An 18,116-nucleotide genomic window follows, 5' to 3' on the forward strand; every position below is an offset into this window, starting at 1 on the left:
CGCCGCCTTAAACGCCCATCATGGCGCTGATCTGCGCCTCGCAGACGAGCGCGCCGTCGACCAGCGCGCGGCCCTGATACCACCAAATATTACGCTTGTGCGCGGTCTTGGTCATGTGAAATTCGACGCGATCGCCCGGCGTCACCGGCTTGCGGAATTTGGCGCTGTCGATCGTCATGAAATAGACGAGCTTGGGCCGCTCGGCCTGCGCCTGCGCCTGGGCCCGCATGACGATCACGCCCGCTGTTTGCGCCATCGCCTCGATCAGCAGCACGCCCGGCATCACCGGGCGCTCCGGGAAATGCCCCATGAATTGCGGCTCATTGATCGTGACGTTCTTGACGCCGACGCAGGATTCGTCGCCGCGAATGTCAACGATGCGGTCGACGAGCAGAAACGGGTAGCGATGCGGCAGGCTGCGCATGATCTCGAGAATATCCGCGCTCTCCAGCGTCGCGCCGGCTTCGATCCCAGACATGGTTCCCCCCTTATCTCTTTGGCGTCGAGCGTCTGTTGCGCCCTTGCGGCGTTCTTATAGCGAGTCGTCGGGCCGCTCGCGCCGCGCCATTTTGTCCAGCATGGCCTCGCCGCGCAAATAGCGCCGGATCGGGCGGGCGGGCGATCCGCCGAAACGCGCGCCTGCGGGAACGTCGCGCATCACCCCGGACTTCGCTGCAATGGCTGCGCCTTCGCCGATGGTCAGATGGCCGGCGACGGCCGACTGGCCGCCGAGCGCCGCGTAATCGCCGATCTCGCAGGAGCCCGCGATTCCCGTCTGGGCGACGATCGCGCAGAAGCGGCCAATGACGACGTTGTGGCCGATCTGCACGAGATTATCGATCTTTGTGCCTTCGCCGATGATCGTGTCGCGCGTCGCGCCACGGTCGATGGTCGTGTTTGCGCCGATCTCGACATCGTCCTGCACGATCACCCGACCGAGCTGCGGGGTCTTGAGATAGCCCTTGTCGCCGCGCGCATATCCGAAGCCGTCCTGGCCCAACCGCGCGCCGGGATGGATGATGACACGGTCGCCGACCAGCGCGCAGACGAGGCTGACATGCGCGCCGATGGAGCAAGCCCGCCCGATGCGCACGCCCGGTCCGATCACGGCCTGAGGACCGATGACTGTGCCTGAGCCGATTTCTGCGCCCGGCCCGATAAAGGCGCCGGGATCGACCGTGACGCCCGGTTCGAGCCGCGCTTGCGGATGCACCACGGCGCCGGGAGAGACGCCAGTCGCCCCGAAAAGCGAGATCGGCCGCAGAGCCTCGGGGAAGAGATGCGCCGCGGCGAGAGTCATCGCCCGCTGCGGATCCTCGACGAGCAGACCAATGACGCCGGGGGGCAGAAAATGCGCGTGTCGCGGCTGGAGAAAACAGGCCGTGGCGCGGCATGCGGCAAGCGCCTCCCGGTAGCGCGGCGAGGCGAAAAAGCAGAGGTCGCCCCTGTGTCCGGCGGCGAGCGGCGCGATTCCGGTGATCACGGGGGACGACGGGACTTCCGGAGGTTCCAGAATCCTTGCGCCAGTTATCTCGGCGATTTCCGCAACGGAGAACGGGCGAGACAGATGGAAAAAGGCTGCAAGCGTCATGACAGCCGCTTCTCTGCGCGCCACCGAGAAGAAACTCGCCGGGCGAAAATCGCCCGGCGAGCCGTCGCAACAATTGTCAAAAGTTGGTGCCGCCCGAGAAGCGGAAATTCTGCGTGATGTCTTCCCGCGCCTTCGAGGTCACGACCGCATAGTCGAAACGGATCGGACCCATGGGCGAATTCCACAGAACCGATGCGCCGACCGACGAACGGAGGCGGAATTCGTTGGAATTCGGAACGACGCAGGTGCCCTGTCCAAAGCCCGCGGCCGGCGTATACGCGGCGAGACAGGTCACGCCCGGGATGGTCGGAAGATTGTTGCTGAAGTTGGTGCGGCCCTGGAAATTCCAGAGGCTGCCAGCATCGGCGAAGAGCGCGCCCCTCAGGCCGAGATCCTTCGGCAGACCCCACAGCGGGAACTGCACTTCGAGCGAGCCGCCGATGTAATTCGAGCCGCCCAGCGAGTTGCCGTTACGCGCATTGTAGGTCGTGAACAGATTCGAGTCCCGCGGACCGATGCCGCCCGGCGCGAAGCCGCGCACAAGGCTCGGACCCAGGTTGAAGTTGTCCTGGATGCGCGGCGTATATCCGCCGAAGGTCGTCAGGTCGCCGCCCTGCAGACGCGCGATGCCGACTACGTCGTCGATATAAGGAATCTCGTGGAAGTAACGGATATCGCCAGTCGTGCGCAGGTAGCGCGACGTGCCGCCGAGACCTGCGACGTCCTGAGTCAGCGTCGCGAGCCAGCCGTTGTGCGGATTCCGGAAGTCGTCGATCGTGTTGTAGTTCACGGTGTAGCCGATCATCGACGTCAGGATCGTGCCCTGAGATTCCTTGATCGCGAGCGATGCTTCGCCGTTCGTCTGACAGTTCGTGAACAGGTTCGGATAATCGGGCGGCGGCAGGAAGGCCGAGAAAGGCCCGGGCGTGATGCCGGGAACCGGCACGCTACAGTCGTTATACGGACGACGCGAGTCGTTCGGGATCGAGATCGTCGTCTGATAGATCGAATAGCGCGGCGAGAAGCTCACCTCGTCCGTGATCGGCACGCCAAGACGCAGCGTGCCGCCGACCGACGTCGAGCTGTAGATCGAGTAATTATATGCATCCTGCCGGCGGGCGAAGACGTCGAAACCGGCGGAGATGCGCTGGTCGAGGAAATAGGGCTCCGTGAAGCTGAAGTTCACGCCGCGCGCGATCTGTCCCGCCTGCACGGAGAGACGGACGGCCTGGCCGCGGCCCATGAAATTGCTCTCGGAGACAGAAACCTCCGCGATGAAGCCCTGATTGGTCGAATAGCCGCCCGAGACGCCGAAGTTCCCGGTCGGCTGATCCTCGACGTCGACGTTCAACACCACGCGATCGGGCGCCGAGCCCGGCTCGTTGGTGATCTTGACCTTCTTGAAGTAGCCGAGGCCGTTGAGGCGACGCTCGGCGCGATCGATCAGAACGCGGTTATACGCATCGCCCTCGCCGATGTCGAACTCGCGGCGAATGACATAGTCTCGCGTGCGCGTATTGCCGCGAATGTTGATGCGCTCGATATAAACGCGCGGACCCTCGTCGAGAACGAAGCGGATCGCGACGGTCTGGGCGGCTGGATTGCGCTCGCCGCGCGGACGCGCCTGGGTGAAGGCATAGCCCTTCCTGGCGACTTCGCGCGTCAGCGCCTCGACGGTCTTTTCGACCGCGTCGCCATTATAGACATCGCCGGGAGAGAGACGCAGCGTGTCGCGCAGCGCCGCGCCGTCGACGTCCGGCAGATGCGACTCGACGTCCACCGACGATACGCGATATTGCGGGCCTTCCTCGACCTGGATGGTGATCACATAGCCGCCCTGCGCGGGGTCGAACTGGGCGTCCGAACTCACGACGCGGAAATCGGCGTAGCCGTTCTTCAGGTAGAAGCGGCGAATAAGTTCGAGATCCGAGGCGATGCGATCGGGATCATAGACGTCGCTTGTCTTCAGGAACGACAGGAAATTCATCTCCGTCGTCTCCATCAGGCCGACGAGGCGCCGGGTGGAGTAGACGTTGTTCCCGATGAACCGGATTTCCTTGACGCCGGTCTTGTCGCCTTCGACGATCGTGAACACGACGTCCATACGGCCGTTGGGGAGATCGACCGTCCGATAAGAGACCTTGGCCGCGGCGCGGCCCGCGCGGCGATAGATTTCCGTCAGGCGCGCAACGTCGCCCTCTGCGACCTGGGCGTTGAACGCCGTGCGGGCGCGCGTGCGCAGTTCAGGGTGCAGGTTCTCGGTCTTGACCTTGCTGTTGCCCTCGATCGCGACGCGATTGATCAGCGTGCCTTCGCTCACCTTGATGACGACATTCTTGCCCTGGCGGCTCGCGGAAACGGCGGAGTAGCGCCCGCTGGCGCGCAACGCCTCGAGGCCTTTCTCGACGTCCTCTGGGCTCGAGCCGTTGAAATAGGAGCGAATTGTTTCCGCGTCGCTGCGGTTGCCGGAGACGATGATCTCGGCGAAAGCCGGGGCGGAATAGACGAGAACAGCCGCTAACGCCGCTACCAGTAGTGACGAAGATTTCCAAATGCCGCTGATGGATTGCATGTAATGCCGGTCCTCGTCGCAACTTTCGCCGCCCAGGGCGCGGCGAATGACACCCATGTGCACGTGGCGAGCCGCGTCTCAGGGAGGTTCGCCGAATCTTCTACAGGGTTTGACCACCCCTGCAAATGCGGAATGAAATGTGTTTTAGCAATTTGTCGAAGGCGTGGCGGTAAAGTCACGATTCATGGTCAGCGGCTCGTTAACGAGCGCTCAATCCGAAAGATAAAAATGGAAAAACCGCGGCGCCGGCGCCGCGGTTTCGTCATATTCCGGAAACAGCCCGCAGCCTCACGAAGCGCCGCCGGCGAGCCGCTGGATGAGGTGCGCGATGTCGTTGTAGGTCGAGAAAATCATCAGCGTCCCGACCATCGCGAGCCCGATCTTGAAGGCGAAATCCTGGGCGCGCTCGTTGAGCGCCTGGCCGCGCACGGCCTCGATGCCGAAGAAAAGGAGGTGGCCGCCGTCGAGCAGAGGCACTGGCATCAGATTGAGCAGGCCGATCGACACCGAGAGGATCGCGATGAGGTTGAGGAAAGGCGCCAGACCGACCTTGGTCGCCGCCTTCGCCATCTGACCGGAAATCTGGGCGATCCCGATCGGGCCGGAGAGCTGGTCGGCGCTTTCGCGGCCCGTAGCCAGTCCGGCCACATAGGAGCCGGTGCGATGAACCACCTGCCAGGTTTCATGGAACGCCATGCCGAGCGCCTCGACCGGGCCGTAACGCTCCTCTCGCACGTCCTCGGCCGCCGTCGAGGCCTTCAGCCCCAGCATGCCGATGCGCATTTTGCCAGCGGCGCTTTCGACCTCGCGCCAGGCGGGCGTCGCGACGAGCGTCGTGTCGCGATCATTGCGGCGCACCACGAAGGTCAGCTTCACATCCGCCGAAACCGCGACGATTTCCTGCATTTTGGCGAAGGTGTCGATAGGCGTTCCGTCGATCGACAGCACGAGATCGCCGGGCATGAAACCCGCCGTCTCTCCAGCGCCGCCGGCGACCACTGAGCCGATGCGCGGCGCCAGAACAGTGCGTCCATAGAAGGTGAAGAGGCCCGCGAAAATGACGATGGCGAGCAGGAAATTGGCGAAAGGCCCGGCGAAGACGATGGCCGACCGTTTCCAGACCGGCTGGGCGGCGAACGTCACCGCCCGCTCGGCGGCCGGCATGGCGTCCACGGCGTCCGGATCCGGGACGCTCGCGCCATTGGCGTCGCCATGGAACTTCACATAGCCGCCCAAGGGGATTGCGGCCACACGCCAGCGGGTGCCGTAACGGTCGACCCGCGCGTAGAGCTCGGGACCGAAGCCGATGGAAAAGGCGTCCACCTGCACCCCGCACCAACGTCCGACGATGAAGTGTCCGTATTCGTGGACGAAGACCACGAGGCTCAGAACGATGACGAAGGGTATGACGTAGATTGCAAATGTCATCAAAAGGTCCAGCACGGTCTCGCCTCCAACGCATCACGCGGGCCATGACCCGCGCCGGCGCCAGGGCGAGGGAGATGGTTACTGAAGCGTTAACATGCCTGATGGAGCGCCGGCGGCCAAGACCGCTCGCGACCTTTCTCTGACAATATGGTCAACGCCGAGGGCTTCCTCAACGCTTTCAGGTTCTTGCGCATATCCTTCGCGGATCGCCGCCTCGCAGGCGTCGGCGACGTGACGCGCGATGCCGGAAAAGGGAATGCGGCGGTCGAGAAAAGCTTCGACGGCGATCTCGTTCGCGGCGTTGAGCACCGTGGCGAGGCCGCCGCCATCGGCCAGCGCGTCGAGCGCCAGCTTGAGCGCGGGGAACCGCTCGAAATCAGGGGCTTCGAAGGTCAGTGTCGCAATCTTCGCGAGATCGAGCCGCGGCGCAGGAGTCGTCAGTCTGTCGGGGTAGCCGAGGCAGTGGGCGATCGGCACGCGCATGTCGGGCGGCGCCATGCCCGCCGTCACCGACCCGTCGGCAAAGGCCACGAGGCCGTGGACGATCGACTGGGGATGAACGACGACCTCGAGCTTTTCCGCCGGCACGCAGAACAGGTGATGGGCCTCGATCAGCTCCAGCCCCTTGTTCATCATGCCAGCCGAATCGACCGTAATCTTCGGCCCCATGGCCCAGTTCGGGTGATTGAGCGCCTCTTCCACCGTCGCGGCGGCGATCCGCTCCTTGCTCCAGGTGCGGAAGGGACCGCCCGAGGCGGTGACGATCATACGCTCGATGCGGGATGGATCCTCCCCGCCCAGCGCCTGGAAGATGGCGTTGTGCTCGCTGTCGACCGGCAGCAGCCGCACCTGCATTTTCCTCGCCGTGCGCATGAAGGGCGCGCCGGCGCAGACGAGACATTCCTTGTTGGCGAGCGCCACGTCGCGCCCCGCCGACATCGCCGCATGGGTGGGCTCGACGCCCGCGGCGCCAACGATGGCCGACACGACGAGATCGGCGTCGCGCAGCGCCGCCTCGATCACCGCCTCACGGCCGGCGGCGACCTGCGTATTGGTGCCGGACAGCGCCTCCTTCAGTTCCGAATACGCGCTTTCGTCGCGAATCGCCGCGAATTCCGCCTTGGTGCGCCGGGCGATCTCGGCCAGCGCGGCGGCGTCGCGCCCGCCCGCAACGGCCGAGACCGAGAATCCCTCGGGATCGCGCTCGAGAAGATCGACCGTCGAGCGGCCGACGGAGCCCGTCGCGCCGAGAAGCACGATGCGGCGCGGGGCCCGTCCGTTCGAATGTCCGTCGCCTGAAGCCATGTTGGTGCTCACCAGAGAAAGAGGCCGGCCGCCGCCGAGGGGCCGCCCCGCGCCAATCCCAGCGCCGCCGCGAAAACGGCGGCGAAAATGAACCCGTCCAGCCGGTCCATCACGCCGCCGTGGCCGGGAATGAGCTGGCTCGAATCCTTCACGCCGAAGCGGCGCTTGACAGAGGATTCGAACAGGTCGCCCATCTGCGAAACGGCCGCGGCGACCAGCCCGACCAGAAAGGTCGGGACAACCGCAAGCGCGGCGCCCCGGCCGAGATAGGCCGCGCCGAGCCCGAGAATTGCGCCGCTGACGACGCCCGTGATCGTTCCCGACCAGGTTTTTCCCGCCGAAACGCGCGGCCAGAGCTTCGGACCGCCGATCAGCCTGCCGCCGAAATAGGCAAAGACGTCGGTGCCCCAGACGACGGCGAACAGGAAGGCGATCGCCAGCAGGCCGTTGTCCGGCGACTCCCGCAGCAGGCAGACCGCGAAGGTCAGCGCGCTGGCGTAGATCACCCCCGTCGCCGCCCATATCCGGCGCGCCGGCCCGGCAAGGACGGCCGCGATCAGCGCGAAAACGACGATTTCCAGCGCGGCGGCGCCGGCGAGACCATATCGTCCGAAGGCGGCGGCGGCCGCTACGGCCGCGCCGCCCGCGACGACTCGCCCCATGCGGCGCTCCCCGCCGACGAGCCCCTGCCATTCCCAATTGATGGCGAAGCCCGCGACGAGCCAGAAGAGCGCGAAGACGTCGCCGCCCGCGTACAGCGTCAGCAGCGCGGCGGCGACAAGGACCACGGCGGAGACGACGCGCGGCCCGAGGTCGGCGAATCCGCCTCTGGGCGCCGCACCGCCAGTTGTCTGCGCGCTCATGACGCGGTCTTCGCGCTGCGCGGCGACTCGACCCGGCCGAAGCGCCGCTCGCGATGGGCGTATTCCTGCAGGGCCGCGATCATCGCGGCGCGGTCGAAATCAGGCCAAAGGATCGGCAGGAAAACGAATTCTGCGTAGGCCGCCTGCCAGAGGAGGAAATTCGACAGGCGCTGTTCTCCGGACGTGCGGATGATGAGGTCGGGGTCGGGAATGTCCGCCGTCTCGAGATGCGCGGAGATCGTCTCCACGTCGATGGCCTCGGGCGAGAGCTGACCCGCCGCGGCCATTTTCGCCAGCCGCCGAACCGCCGCCACGATTTCCTGCCGGGCCCCGTAATTGAAGGCGACGACCAGAGTGAGCCCCGTATTGGCCTGCGTCACCTGCTCGGCCTCGCGCAGCAGTTCCGCAATATCTGGAGAAAGGCCGTCGCGGACGCCGATGACGCGCACGCGCACATTGTTGGCGTGGAGTTCGGCGAGATCGTTACGGATGAAGCGATGCAAAAGCCCCATGAGGCTCTGCACCTCTTCGAGCGGCCGCGACCAGTTCTCGGCGGAGAAGGAATAGACCGTCAGGTAGGAAATCTTCAGGTCGATCGCCGCACGCACGGCCCGGCGCAGCGCCTCGACGCCGCGGCGGTGGCCTTCGAAGCGCGGCAGGCCGCGAGCGGCGGCCCAGCGGCCGTTGCCGTCCATGATAATCCCGACATGGCGGGGCGGCGCTCCAATCCCGAGCGCGGTCGTAGCCATTTCTAGAAAATCGCCTTCCGCCATCATTGCGTTCCGAATCGCCGGCCGATCTTAGCAAAGGAGGCGGGCGGACGCTGTCGCGCTCGAGAAACGGTCCGACTAGACCTGCATTATTTCTTTTTCCTTGGCGGCCAGAAGGGCGTCGATCTCCTTCACCGCCTCGTCGGTCGCCTTCTGCACCTCGGTTTCGTGACGCTTTTCGTCATCCTCGGGGATGGCGTGATCCTTCAGCAATTTCTTGAGGATGTCGATGCCGTCGCGGCGAACGTGACGCACGGCGACTCGCGCCTCCTCGGCGTATTTATGCGCGACCTTGACGAGTTCCTTGCGCCGCTGCTCGTTCAGCTCCGGCATGCGGATGCGCAGCGTCTGGCCCTCGACCGTCGGCTGCAGCCCGAGATTCGCCTCGCGAATCGCCTTGTCGACGGCGATCACCAGCGCCCTGTCCCACACCTGGACGGAGAGCATGCGCGGTTCGGGCACGCTGACGGTGGCGACCTGATTGAGCGGCGAGACCTGGCCATAGGCGTCGACATGCACTGGATCGAGCAGGCTCGCCGAGGCCCGGCCCGTACGCAAGCCGCCGAACTCGTGCTTCAGCGTCGCGATCGCGCCCTGCATCCGGCGCTTCAGATCAGCGAGGTCGAATTTGTCCGTCATGATCTCCACAACCTGTCATCGGCCGCCAACGCCGCTCCCGGCGCGGCTCTCGACGGCGGCCCTTTTGTCATTCAGCGCCCGCAGGACGGCGGCTTGGCCGTCCGCAAAGCGACGCGCCCCTTATGGCATGTTTTTCGGCTCCGCGCGCAAGAAAGACGCACTGCTTTACGGCGCGACCAGCGTGGAACGGCCCCCGCCCGCGAGGACCTCGGCGATCGCGCCGGGCTCCCCGATGGAAAAAACGATGATCGGTATCCGGTTTTCACGCGCGAGCGCGAAAGCGGCCGTATCCATGACCGCGAGGTTTTTGGCGATCGCTTCGTCGTGGGTCAAGCGGTCGTAACGTTTAGCGCCGGGGTCGCGCTTGGGGTCGGCCGTATAGACGCCGTCGACCTGCGTCGCCTTCAGAACCGCGTCGGCCGAGAGCTCCGCCGCGCGCAGGACGGCGCCGGTGTCGGTCGTGAAGAAAGGATTGCCCGTGCCGCCGGCGGCGATGACCACCCGCCCCTTGTTGAGATGATGCAGCGCCGCCCGGCGCGAAAAGGACTCGCACAGGGCGGGCATGGGAACCGACGACAGGCAGCGCGCGGGGCGCCCCTGCATTTCGATCGCCTGCTCCAGCGCCAGACCGTTCATCACGGTCGCGAGCATCCCGATCGAGTCCGCGCGGGCGCGTTCGATCCCCTTGTCGGCGCCCTTGATTCCCCGGAAGAAATTGCCGCCCCCAACGACGACCGCCACCTCGTGGCCGTTCTCCGCCGCGCGGGCGAGATCAGCCGCGACACGCTCCAGCGTCGGGGCGTCGAGTCCATGGGCCAGCGATCCCTGCAGCGCCTCGCCCGAAAGTTTCACGACCACGCGTTTGTATCGCTTCGAGGCGTGGTCGGACATGGCGGATCTCGCTGGGCTGGCTCGGGCGGGGCGCAATTTACATACGAACCGGCGGCGTCTCCCGCAAGTGACCCTTGTCACGGCGCGGGAAACAAAGCGTTGCGGAATGCGCCCGGCAACAGAAAAGGCCGGGGTTCGCGCCCAGGCCTCTCGAATTCGCGCCGTCCCGGCTCACTGGGCGGACGGCTCAGCCCTTGGCGGCCGCGGCGACTTCCGCCGCGAAGTCGCTCGTCTGCTTTTCGATGCCCTCGCCAAGCGCGTAGCGGATGAAGCCCTTGATGGCGATCGGCGCGCCAGCCTTGCCTTCCAGCTCCTTCACGGCCTGGGCGACGGTCTTGCCGTTGTGCTCGGGATGGTTGGAGACCTGATCGAGCAGGCAGACTTCCTTGGCGAAAGTCTTGATGCCCGATTCGACGATCTTGGCCAGCACATTGTCGGGCTTGCCGGCGTTCTTCTCGCGCAGCAGGTTCGCCTCGCGCTCCACGACCGCCGGGTCGAGGCCGGCGGCGTCCATCGCCTGCGGATTGGCGGAAGCGACATGCATGGCGATCTCGCGGGCGAGCTTGGCGAGGGTCTCCTTGTCGCCGGTCGATTCGAGGGCGACGATGACCGCGATCTTGCCCTGCCCGTCGACGACCTGGCCGTGTACGTAACGGCCGACGACGCCGTCGGCCACCGAAAGCGACGCGGCGCGGCGGAGCGTCAGGTTCTCGCCGATCGTGGCGATGGCGCTCGTGACGTTTTCCGCGACCGTGCCGCCGCCCGGATAGGCCTGTGCGCCCAGGTCGGCGACGTCGGTCTTGCCGCTTTTCAGCGCGACCTCGGCGATGTTCTTCACCAGCGTCTGGAAATCCGCATTGCGCGACACGAAATCGGTTTCCGAGTTCACCTCGACGACGACGCCGGTCTTGTCGCCGGTCAGCGCCGCGACGAGCCCCTCGGCGGCGACGCGGTCGGCCTTCTTGGCGGCCTTGGAAAGACCCTTCTTGCGCAGCCAGTCGACGGCGGCCTCGAAATCGCCGTCAGTCGCGGTCAGCGCGGCCTTGCAGTCCATCATTCCGGCGCCGGTGCTTTCGCGCAGTTCCTTGACGAGGGCGGCGGTAATCGTGGCCATGGTCGAAATCCTTCTGTTTTCAGCCGTGCGAAAGCGCGCATGGCGCGGCTTCCCGGCTCCCGGAGGCGTTTATTGAGACGGGCGCCGGCTCAGGTGAGAGCCGACGCCCGGGGGTAAAGTCGAAAGATGACGATCGGACGTTACGCGGACAGAAGCGCGCGCGCCTGATCGATCCAGCCGTCGCGGGCGATGCGGCCGTTGAGCTTGAGTTCGGCGTCCACTTTCTCCACGTCGGCCGGCGTCATCGCGGCGAGCTGCCAGTAATGGAAGATGCCGGCGTCGTTGAGCTTCTTGACGAGCTGGGGGCCAACACCGTTGAGCTTGGCGAGATCGTCCGGCGCGCCGCGCGGCGCGGCAAGCAGTTCGAAAACCTCCACCGAGGCGTAGGTCTCCGCCGCGTCGGCGACCGCCGGCTCGACGTCCGGCGTCTCGGCCGCGCCGAGATCGACGCCCAGCGCGCCCTGGCTGCGGGAGATGCCGTCGATCGCCGCCTTGGCGACGAGATCGCAATAAAGCGCGATGGCGCGGCCGGCGTCGTCATTGCCCGGGATCGGATAGGTCACGCCGTCCGGATCGCAATTCGTGTCGAGGATCGCAACCACCGGGATCTTGAGGCGGTTCGCCTCCTTGATCGCAAGCTGCTCCTTATTGGTGTCGATCACGAAGATAAGGTCGGGCGTGCCGCCCATGTCCTTGATGCCGCCGAGCGCCTTCTCGAGCTTGTCGCGCTCGCGGGTGAGGAGCAGGCGCTCTTTCTTCGTCACGCCCTGCGCGCCGGCCGAGAGCATCTCGTCGAGCTTGCGCAGGCGGTTGATCGAACCGGAAATGGTCTTCCAGTTGGTCAGCGTGCCGCCAAGCCAGCGGGAATTGATGTAATACTGGGCGCTGCGGCGCGCGGCGTCGGCGATCTGGTCCTGCGCCTGACGCTTGGTGCCGACGAAGAGGACGCGGCCGCCCTTGGCCACCGTGTCGGAAATGGCCTTCAGCGCCTGATGCAGCAAAGGCACCGTCTGGGCGAGGTCGATGATGTGGATATTGTTGCGCGCGCCAAAAATGTAGGGCGCCATTTTCGGGTTCCAGCGATGGGCCTGGTGGCCGAAATGGGCGCCAGCCTCAAGAAGGCCGCGCATGGTGAACTCAGGAAGCGCCATGTTTGATTTCTCCGGTTGAACCTCGGCGAAAGCAGGGATAGAGGCCGGAAACCGGCCACCGGAAACGACGTCTTTCAGTCAGACGCCGCGCAACCTTCGCCTGTGGGATGCGCGCGCTTATAGGCGATGCGCCCGCGCAGGGCAATATGTCGCGTGGACCTCCCGCTCATAAAGCCAAGATCGCGGCGACGGCATGCCCGCCAGGGACCACTATAGGAAACGTCGATCAGGCCACCGGGACGCCGATCTTTCGCGCCAGCGCCACAAAATTTTTTTTCGACCGCGACGAGTTGTCGCAGGCTATGTAACTGTTTTTAAATATAAAATATGCGTTTTTGAATGACTAAAATTTGCCTCGGCAGGCCGATTGCCAACCGTTTTGAATCGAGCTAGGGTTACCTCGATGCGGCAAGCATTCTGGTAAAAGAACAACAGGGGGAAATCGGATGGCCGTCAACGTTCACAACTCCGGCGATATCGGCAAAATGCTGATCTGGGTCGCCGCCTTCGTCGGCTTCGTCGTCGTCGCGCTCACGTGGGTTCCGGATTGGATCTCCCCTGAGGGCACGAACGGCACGGGCAACAACCGCGAGGCTCTTGGCACCGCCGGAACCGGCGCGACCGCGCGCATGATTCAGTAATACCCCTGCCAATAGACTTGCCGGGGGTGGCACCACTTCCGGCTTTGTCTTTTGGAAAGGGCGATCCGCTCGGCAACGGGGCAGATCATTTTGGAGCCGACGCTCTCGACTTGATCGGGCGTCGGCTTCCGTCTTTCAAGGGTCGCTCACGGTCTTGGCCAGTGTGCGAGGCAGCCGCAGCGCGGCGCGCGCCCTGCCCGGCCAGAGTTCGAAGACCACGAGACGCCGGACGGGCCAATGGCCTTCGGGCGAGGATGCGATGACCCGGTTGCGCGCCGATCTGCTGCTCTTGCTGGCTGCGCTGATCTGGGGAACGGCCTTCATCGCCCAGAAACGCGCCAACGACAGCATCGGGCCGGTCAGTTTCGTCGGCGCGCGATTTGCGCTCTCCTGGATCGCCCTCGCGCCGCTCGCCTTCCGTGAGCATCGCCGGCGAGATCGCCCTCGATTGGCCGGACGGGACTTGCGCCTTGCCGGCGTCATCGGGTTTTGTCTCTTCCTCGGCGCCGGCCTGCAACAGATCGGCCTCGTCACGACGACCGCGACCAACGGCGGGTTCCTGACAGCGCTTTACGTCATCATGGTTCCGTTCATCGTCTGGGGCATTACCGGCGCAAGGCCGAGATTTGTCGTTCTCGTCGCCGGCGCCGTCTCGATCGCCGGAGCCTGGCTCCTCACCGAACAGGGGCAACTCCAGCGCTGGGCGTCCGGCGACGCCCTCATCATCGTCGCCGACGTCGCATGGGCCGCCGCGATCAGCCTGGTTCCGGTCTTCCTGAGCCGCGCCGATCGGCCTTTTTTTCTGGCTTTCGCGCAATATGGCGTCGTCGCCGCCCTGGGCCTCGCCAGCGGGATGATTTTCGAGACGAACACGCGCGAGGGCATGGTCGAAGCCCTCCCCGCCATTCTCTATGCGGGCCTGTGCTCGGGGGCCGTCGCCTTTACGCTCCAGATTATCGCGCAGAAATTCACGCCCCCGGCCGAGGCCGCCCTGATCATGTCGCTCGAGAGCGTCGTCGCCGCCCTCGCGGGCGCCGTCCTCCTGTCCGAACGTCTGACCGGACCGGCGATTCTCGGCTGCGCCCTCATTTTGCTCGGCGTCGTTCTGGTCGAGGCCGGCCCCGCCATGGCCAGCTTCTGCCGGCGGGGGCCGCGCCGCCGCGCGCGCGCGCGCCGCTCCGTCATTGCGGACGTGCGTCTTGGCAACGTCCCGCCCAACGAATAATCTTCGGCCGCAGTCGCTCAGAGGGCCGTTCGCCGCGCTTCGACACGGCTGGACGACTCCATTTTCCGGACCCGTGCCTAGCGATGGACCTGAGCAGCGCCGCCCGCCTCTCCGCGAAACGACTTTCCGTGGAACTGTTTTCGGCGGGTTCGATCCTTTCCGTCTATTCGCTGGCGACGTCATTCTGCGTCGGCTTTTTCGCTTTGGCCTATCGTCACAGGAAGCGCCGCGGCCGCGCGAATGTGCGCGCCGTCGCGCGGGCGATATTCTCCAGGAATTTCCTGCGGCGGGAATCATTTATCGCCGACGTGAAGCTTTTCGTGCTGAGCGTCGTCTTCATGCCGGCGATCGTGGGCGCGCTCGTCGTTTCGACCCATACCGTGTCGTCAGGCGTCCACGGCGCTCTCACGAGGCTGTTCGGCGCGCCGGGACCGTTCGATTTCAGCCCGCTTCAAATAAAGATATTCTGCACGATCGTGTTATTTCTCGCCTATGAGATTGGATACTGGATCGACCACTACCTGAAACACCGGGTTGCGTTTCTGTGGGAGCTGCACAAGCTTCATCATACGGCCGATGTGCTGACGCCTTTGACGAACTTCAGAAACCACCCGATCGACAGCATCGTTTTCGGCTACATGCTCGCGACATTCATCGGCGGCGCGTCGGGCGCGCTCGAGTGGCTGTTCAGCCGTAGCCCGGAATATTTCTCCGTCGAGGGGAAAAACATCATCTTCATCGTTTTTCTCTGGACCATCGGCCATCTGCAACATTCGCAGTTCTGGATCCCCTTCCGCGGCGTCTGGGGGCGGCTCATCCTGAGTCCCGCTCATCATCAGATCCATCACTCGGACGATCCGAGGCATTTCAACCGCAATCTGGGGAGCGTCCTCGCCGTATGGGACTGGATGTTCGGGACGCTCGAAATCCCGTCGGAGAAAAATCCGCGCCTGTCCTATGGCGTGAACGAGGAAGGCGTGAACCCGCATTCGGCCGTCGGAATGCTGGCGGCGCCCGCCGTCAAGTCGTGCGCGGCGCTCTGGCGGGCCATCGTCTCTCTCGGGAAATCCTTCTCCGATCTCGCCGCGCCGGGCGCGCAATCGGCAAAGTAACGCCGCGCGCCCGCGCTTTTCGGGGTCAAAATTCTATTCCTTCCTGCGCCTTCACCCCCGCCGAGAAGTGGTGTTTCACCATCGTCATCTCCGTTACGAGATCGGCGGCGGCAATCAGCTCAGGCTTGGCGTTACGGCCCGTCACGAGGATGTGAAGACCCTCCCGCCGCGCGGCGAGCCGCGCGAGAACCTCATCGAGCGGCAGATGTTCGTAGCGCAGCGCGATGTTCAGTTCGTCGAGCACGAGCAGGCGGATTTCGGGGTCGTCCATCAAATCGCAGGCTTTTTCCCAGGCGCGGCGCGCGGCGGCCATGTCCCGGCCGCGGTCCTGCGTCTCCCAGGTGAAGCCCTCCCCGAGCGTATGCCAGGAGACCTCGCCGAGCTTTTCCAGCATGTCGCGCTCGCCCGAGCGCCAGGCGCCCTTGCCGAACTGCACGACGCCCACCTTCCAGCCATGGCCGAGCGCCCGCAGGGCGAGGCCGAAGGCGGCCGTGGACTTGCCCTTCCCCGGCCCCGTGTGAACCATCAGCAGGCCTTTCTGGGCGATGGTCTTGCTCGCGACCTCGGCGTCCTGCACGGCCTTGCGCTTTTCCATCTTCTCTCGATGGCGGCGCGCCTCGTCGTTTTCCTGCGTTGATGTCAAGACGTCTTCCTTGCCGTTTGACGTAATGATGACGCGCGCATATGAGTGAACAAGACGGTCCTTCGCAAGAAGGCGAAGAGGGAACGCGGTGCGGGCTCGCCCAAATCCGCGGCTGCCCCCGCAACTGTAACCGGGAATGGCCGCGCCATCAGCCACTGGGCGAAAGCCTGGGAAGGCGGTGCGGATGAGGCGCCCGGGAGCCAGGAGACCTGCCGTCGCCTGTCGAAATGGATCGCCGCCGGTGGGGCGGCAGGGAGACGCCCAATGAAGACCAACATTACCGCCGGCTGCTCGGTTTCGGCATCGAGGATCGAGACGCTGACGGCGGCTTTCGTCGCTCTCTTTCTCGGCCTCGGCCTCGTCTATGGCGCGGGTTTCGCCAACTCGGAGAGCGTGCACGACGCGGCCCACGATACGCGCCACGCGCTTTCCTTCCCCTGCCACTGACCGCCTTTCACGCGACCCGTGATCGCGCGTCTTTTGGCGGCCGGACTCCTCGCCGGCGTAGTTGCGGGGCTCGCGGTTGCGGGCCTGCAGCACGTTGCCACGACCCCCCTCATTCTCGCGGCCGAGGTCTATGAGGCGGCCCAGCACGCCCATGACGCCGCCGAACAGGCCGCGCCCGCCCTCGAAGGCTTCCGCCGCGCGGCGGCGACGAGCCTCGCGACCGTCGCGGTCGCCACCGGCTACGCGCTGATCCTGCTCGCGGCCATGCTCTTTTCCGGCGAGACGATCGGCCCGCGCCGCGCCGCCCTGTGGGGCGCCTGCGCCTTCGCCGCCACAGGCCTCGCGACGAGCCTCGGCCTCGCGCCGCAACTGCCGGGCGCCGCGGAGACCGATCTCGCCGGGCGCCAAATCTGGTGGCTGGCGACCGCCGCCGCGACTGGCGCCGGCCTCTTCGCCCTGCTGCGTCTGGAGGCGGCGCCCGCCAAAATCATCGGCGTCGCGCTGATCGCCGCGCCGCATTTTTTCTGGCCGACGCCCGCCGCGCCGGAAAGCACGGTCCCGGCCGAACTCGCGGCGCGATTCGCCGCAGCCTCGCTCGCCGTTCAGGCCGCAAGCTGGGCGCTCGCGGGCGCGCTCGCGGGTCTCGCGTGGCGGCTTCTGTCCCCTCATGACGCGGAGGCCAAATGAGCGCGGCGAAAATTCCTGCGACCATCGTCACGGGTTTCCTCGGCGCCGGCAAGACCACGCTGATCCGCCACGTGCTGGAGAATGCGCGCGACCGCCGCCTCGCGCTGGTGATCAATGAATTCGGCGACGTCGGCGTGGACGGCGACATCCTGCGCGCCTGCGGCGTGGAGAATTGCCCCGAGGAAAATATCGTCGAACTGGCGAATGGCTGCCTCTGCTGCACCGTCGCCGACGATTTCGCGCCGGCGATCGAAGCGTTGCTCGCGCATGAGAAACGGCCCGATCACATCATCATCGAGACGTCCGGCCTTGCGCTGCCGAAGCCGCTGGTGAAGGCCTTCGACTGGCCGGAAATTCGCTCGCGGCTCACCGTCGACGGCGTCATCGCCGTCATCGACGGCAAGGCGGTCGCGGAGGGCCGTTTCGCGGACGATCTCGACGCCATCGCGCGAGAGCGCGCCGAAACCCAGACGATCGACCACGACAATCCGCTCGAGGAGGTTTTCGAGGACCAGCTCGCCTGCGCCGATCTCGTCATTCTCAACAAGACGGATCTGCTCGACCCGGAGGAAGAATCGGCCGTCGCTGCGCAACTGTCGCAGGGCGCCCGCGCGAGCGCGAAGGTCGTGCGGGCGCGCGAGGGCCGCGTCGACCCGCTCGTGCTGCTCGGCCTCGCCGCCGCGGCCGAGAACGATCTCGACAACCGTCCGTCGCATCACGACGCCGAGCCCGAACATGATCACGACGATTTCGACAGTTTCGTCGTGACCATTCCCGCGGTGGCCGAGCCGGCCGCGCTCGTCGAGAAAATCGCCGAGGTTGCCCGCGCGCATGACGTGCTGCGCGTGAAGGGGTTCGTCGAGGTCGCCGGCAAGCCGATGCGGCTTCTGGTGCAGGGCGTCGGCGCGCGCGTCCAGCATCATTTCGACCGCGCATGGAAACCGGGCGAGGCGCGCGCGAGCCGCCTCGTCGTCATCGGCGAAAAAGGCCTGGACCGCGCCGCGATCGCCGCCACGCTGGCGCAGCCGTGACGCGCC

The 18,116-nt window shown here is 65.6% G+C and carries 18 protein-coding genes and 1 riboswitch; of the genes, 6 read left to right on the forward strand and 12 right to left on the reverse strand.

Features of this window, described 5'->3' with window-relative positions; all coding sequences use genetic code 11:
* Positions 1–7 precede the first annotated feature (7 nt).
* The 11 genes from fabZ to ACV959_RS12970 all read right to left on the reverse strand — a co-directional run bounded on the left by fabZ (position 8) and on the right by ACV959_RS12970 (position 12,324).
* On the reverse strand, positions 8–478 hold the full coding sequence (gene fabZ, locus ACV959_RS12920; RefSeq protein ID WP_475736993.1) for a 3-hydroxyacyl-ACP dehydratase FabZ: 471 nt from the start codon (positions 476–478) through the stop codon (positions 8–10).
* A 54-nt stretch (positions 479–532) separates the two neighbouring features.
* On the reverse strand, positions 533–1,591 hold the full coding sequence (gene lpxD / locus ACV959_RS12925; protein ID WP_475736994.1) for a UDP-3-O-(3-hydroxymyristoyl)glucosamine N-acyltransferase: 1,059 nt from the start codon (positions 1,589–1,591) through the stop codon (positions 533–535).
* A 76-nt stretch (positions 1,592–1,667) separates the two neighbouring features.
* Positions 1,668–4,163, reverse strand: a complete 2,496-nt coding sequence (gene bamA, locus ACV959_RS12930) for an outer membrane protein assembly factor BamA (RefSeq protein WP_475736995.1) — start codon at positions 4,161–4,163, stop codon at positions 1,668–1,670.
* 288 nt (positions 4,164–4,451) lie between these two features.
* Positions 4,452–5,591 (reverse strand): M50 family metallopeptidase, encoded by a 1,140-nt coding sequence (locus ACV959_RS12935; protein ID WP_475736996.1) that lies wholly within the window; start codon positions 5,589–5,591, stop codon positions 4,452–4,454.
* Between the two features lie 78 nt (positions 5,592–5,669).
* Complete coding sequence (gene dxr / locus ACV959_RS12940; RefSeq protein ID WP_475736997.1) at positions 5,670–6,896, reverse strand: 1-deoxy-D-xylulose-5-phosphate reductoisomerase; 1,227 nt, start codon at positions 6,894–6,896, stop codon at positions 5,670–5,672.
* An 8-nt stretch (positions 6,897–6,904) separates the two neighbouring features.
* The gene (locus ACV959_RS12945; RefSeq protein ID WP_475736998.1) at positions 6,905–7,759 is read right to left on the reverse strand and encodes a phosphatidate cytidylyltransferase; all 855 of its coding nucleotides are present in this window, start codon (positions 7,757–7,759) and stop codon (positions 6,905–6,907) included.
* A complete protein-coding gene (locus tag ACV959_RS12950; protein ID WP_475736999.1) occupies positions 7,756–8,532 on the reverse strand; it encodes an isoprenyl transferase in 777 nt (258 codons plus the stop codon). The genes ACV959_RS12945 and ACV959_RS12950 overlap by 4 nt, the downstream gene beginning before the upstream one ends.
* A gap of 75 nt (positions 8,533–8,607) precedes the next feature.
* Positions 8,608–9,168, reverse strand: coding sequence for a ribosome recycling factor (frr, locus tag ACV959_RS12955; protein WP_475737000.1), 561 nt, complete (start codon positions 9,166–9,168; stop codon positions 8,608–8,610).
* A gap of 165 nt (positions 9,169–9,333) precedes the next feature.
* The gene (gene pyrH, locus ACV959_RS12960) at positions 9,334–10,059 is read right to left on the reverse strand and encodes a UMP kinase (protein ID WP_475737001.1); all 726 of its coding nucleotides are present in this window, start codon (positions 10,057–10,059) and stop codon (positions 9,334–9,336) included.
* Between the two features lie 187 nt (positions 10,060–10,246).
* The gene (tsf, locus tag ACV959_RS12965; RefSeq protein WP_475737002.1) at positions 10,247–11,173 is read right to left on the reverse strand and encodes a translation elongation factor Ts; all 927 of its coding nucleotides are present in this window, start codon (positions 11,171–11,173) and stop codon (positions 10,247–10,249) included.
* Between the two features lie 140 nt (positions 11,174–11,313).
* The gene (locus tag ACV959_RS12970; RefSeq protein WP_475737003.1) at positions 11,314–12,324 is read right to left on the reverse strand and encodes a 30S ribosomal protein S2; all 1,011 of its coding nucleotides are present in this window, start codon (positions 12,322–12,324) and stop codon (positions 11,314–11,316) included.
* A gap of 446 nt (positions 12,325–12,770) precedes the next feature.
* Between ACV959_RS12970 and ACV959_RS12975 the strand changes: the two genes are divergently transcribed.
* The 3 genes from ACV959_RS12975 to ACV959_RS12985 all read left to right on the forward strand — a co-directional run bounded on the left by ACV959_RS12975 (position 12,771) and on the right by ACV959_RS12985 (position 15,302).
* Positions 12,771–12,965: a hypothetical protein gene (locus ACV959_RS12975; protein WP_475737004.1), complete on the forward strand. Its 195-nt coding sequence runs from the start codon at positions 12,771–12,773 to the stop codon at positions 12,963–12,965.
* 259 nt (positions 12,966–13,224) lie between these two features.
* Positions 13,225–14,190 carry a DMT family transporter gene (locus ACV959_RS12980; protein WP_475737005.1) on the forward strand — a complete coding sequence of 322 codons (966 nt, stop codon included), beginning with the start codon at positions 13,225–13,227 and terminating at the stop codon, positions 14,188–14,190.
* A 128-nt stretch (positions 14,191–14,318) separates the two neighbouring features.
* Complete coding sequence (locus ACV959_RS12985) at positions 14,319–15,302, forward strand: sterol desaturase family protein (RefSeq protein ID WP_475737006.1); 984 nt, start codon at positions 14,319–14,321, stop codon at positions 15,300–15,302.
* A gap of 25 nt (positions 15,303–15,327) precedes the next feature.
* Here the strand turns inward: ACV959_RS12985 and cobO are convergent, their stop codons facing one another.
* Positions 15,328–15,945, reverse strand: coding sequence for a cob(I)yrinic acid a,c-diamide adenosyltransferase (cobO, locus tag ACV959_RS12990; RefSeq protein ID WP_475737007.1), 618 nt, complete (start codon positions 15,943–15,945; stop codon positions 15,328–15,330).
* Positions 15,946–15,983: 38 nt separating this feature from the next.
* Positions 15,984–16,176: riboswitch (cobalamin riboswitch) on the forward strand.
* A 33-nt stretch (positions 16,177–16,209) separates the two neighbouring features.
* Between cobO and ACV959_RS12995 the strand changes: the two genes are divergently transcribed.
* Genes ACV959_RS12995 through cobW form a run of 3 tightly spaced genes read left to right on the forward strand, consistent with a single transcriptional unit; the run spans position 16,210 to position 18,110 of the window.
* Complete coding sequence (locus ACV959_RS12995; RefSeq protein WP_475737008.1) at positions 16,210–16,392, forward strand: CbtB domain-containing protein; 183 nt, start codon at positions 16,210–16,212, stop codon at positions 16,390–16,392.
* A gap of 18 nt (positions 16,393–16,410) precedes the next feature.
* On the forward strand, positions 16,411–17,079 hold the full coding sequence (locus ACV959_RS13000; RefSeq protein WP_475737009.1) for a CbtA family protein: 669 nt from the start codon (positions 16,411–16,413) through the stop codon (positions 17,077–17,079).
* Entirely contained in the window at positions 17,076–18,110 is a 1,035-nt protein-coding gene (gene cobW / locus ACV959_RS13005; RefSeq protein WP_475737010.1) for a cobalamin biosynthesis protein CobW, read from the forward strand. Before ACV959_RS13000 ends, cobW begins: the two co-directional genes overlap by 4 nt.
* Positions 18,111–18,116 lie beyond the last annotated feature (6 nt).

The organism is Methylocystis sp. Se48 (assembly GCF_056269425.1).

Bases quoted from the DNA above. Each gene is read 5' to 3' on its own strand.
- fabZ (WP_475736993.1), bottom strand. From the start codon at position 478: ATGTCTGGGATCGAAGCCGGCGCGACGCTGGAGAGCGCGGATATTCTC.
- lpxD (WP_475736994.1), bottom strand. From the start codon at position 1,591: ATGACGCTTGCAGCCTTTTTCCATCTGTCTCGCCCGTTCTCCGTTGCG.
- bamA (WP_475736995.1), bottom strand. From the start codon at position 4,163: ATGCAATCCATCAGCGGCATTTGGAAATCTTCGTCACTACTGGTAGCG.
- ACV959_RS12935 (WP_475736996.1), bottom strand. From the start codon at position 5,591: ATGACATTTGCAATCTACGTCATACCCTTCGTCATCGTTCTGAGCCTC.
- dxr (WP_475736997.1), bottom strand. From the start codon at position 6,896: ATGGCTTCAGGCGACGGACATTCGAACGGACGGGCCCCGCGCCGCATC.
- ACV959_RS12945 (WP_475736998.1), bottom strand. From the start codon at position 7,759: ATGAGCGCGCAGACAACTGGCGGTGCGGCGCCCAGAGGCGGATTCGCC.
- ACV959_RS12950 (WP_475736999.1), bottom strand. From the start codon at position 8,532: ATGGCGGAAGGCGATTTTCTAGAAATGGCTACGACCGCGCTCGGGATT.
- frr (WP_475737000.1), bottom strand. From the start codon at position 9,168: ATGACGGACAAATTCGACCTCGCTGATCTGAAGCGCCGGATGCAGGGC.
- pyrH (WP_475737001.1), bottom strand. From the start codon at position 10,059: ATGTCCGACCACGCCTCGAAGCGATACAAACGCGTGGTCGTGAAACTT.
- tsf (WP_475737002.1), bottom strand. From the start codon at position 11,173: ATGGCCACGATTACCGCCGCCCTCGTCAAGGAACTGCGCGAAAGCACC.
- ACV959_RS12970 (WP_475737003.1), bottom strand. From the start codon at position 12,324: ATGGCGCTTCCTGAGTTCACCATGCGCGGCCTTCTTGAGGCTGGCGCC.
- ACV959_RS12975 (WP_475737004.1), top strand. From the start codon at position 12,771: ATGGCCGTCAACGTTCACAACTCCGGCGATATCGGCAAAATGCTGATC.
- ACV959_RS12980 (WP_475737005.1), top strand. From the start codon at position 13,225: ATGACCCGGTTGCGCGCCGATCTGCTGCTCTTGCTGGCTGCGCTGATC.
- ACV959_RS12995 (WP_475737008.1), top strand. From the start codon at position 16,210: ATGAAGACCAACATTACCGCCGGCTGCTCGGTTTCGGCATCGAGGATC.
- cobW (WP_475737010.1), top strand. From the start codon at position 17,076: ATGAGCGCGGCGAAAATTCCTGCGACCATCGTCACGGGTTTCCTCGGC.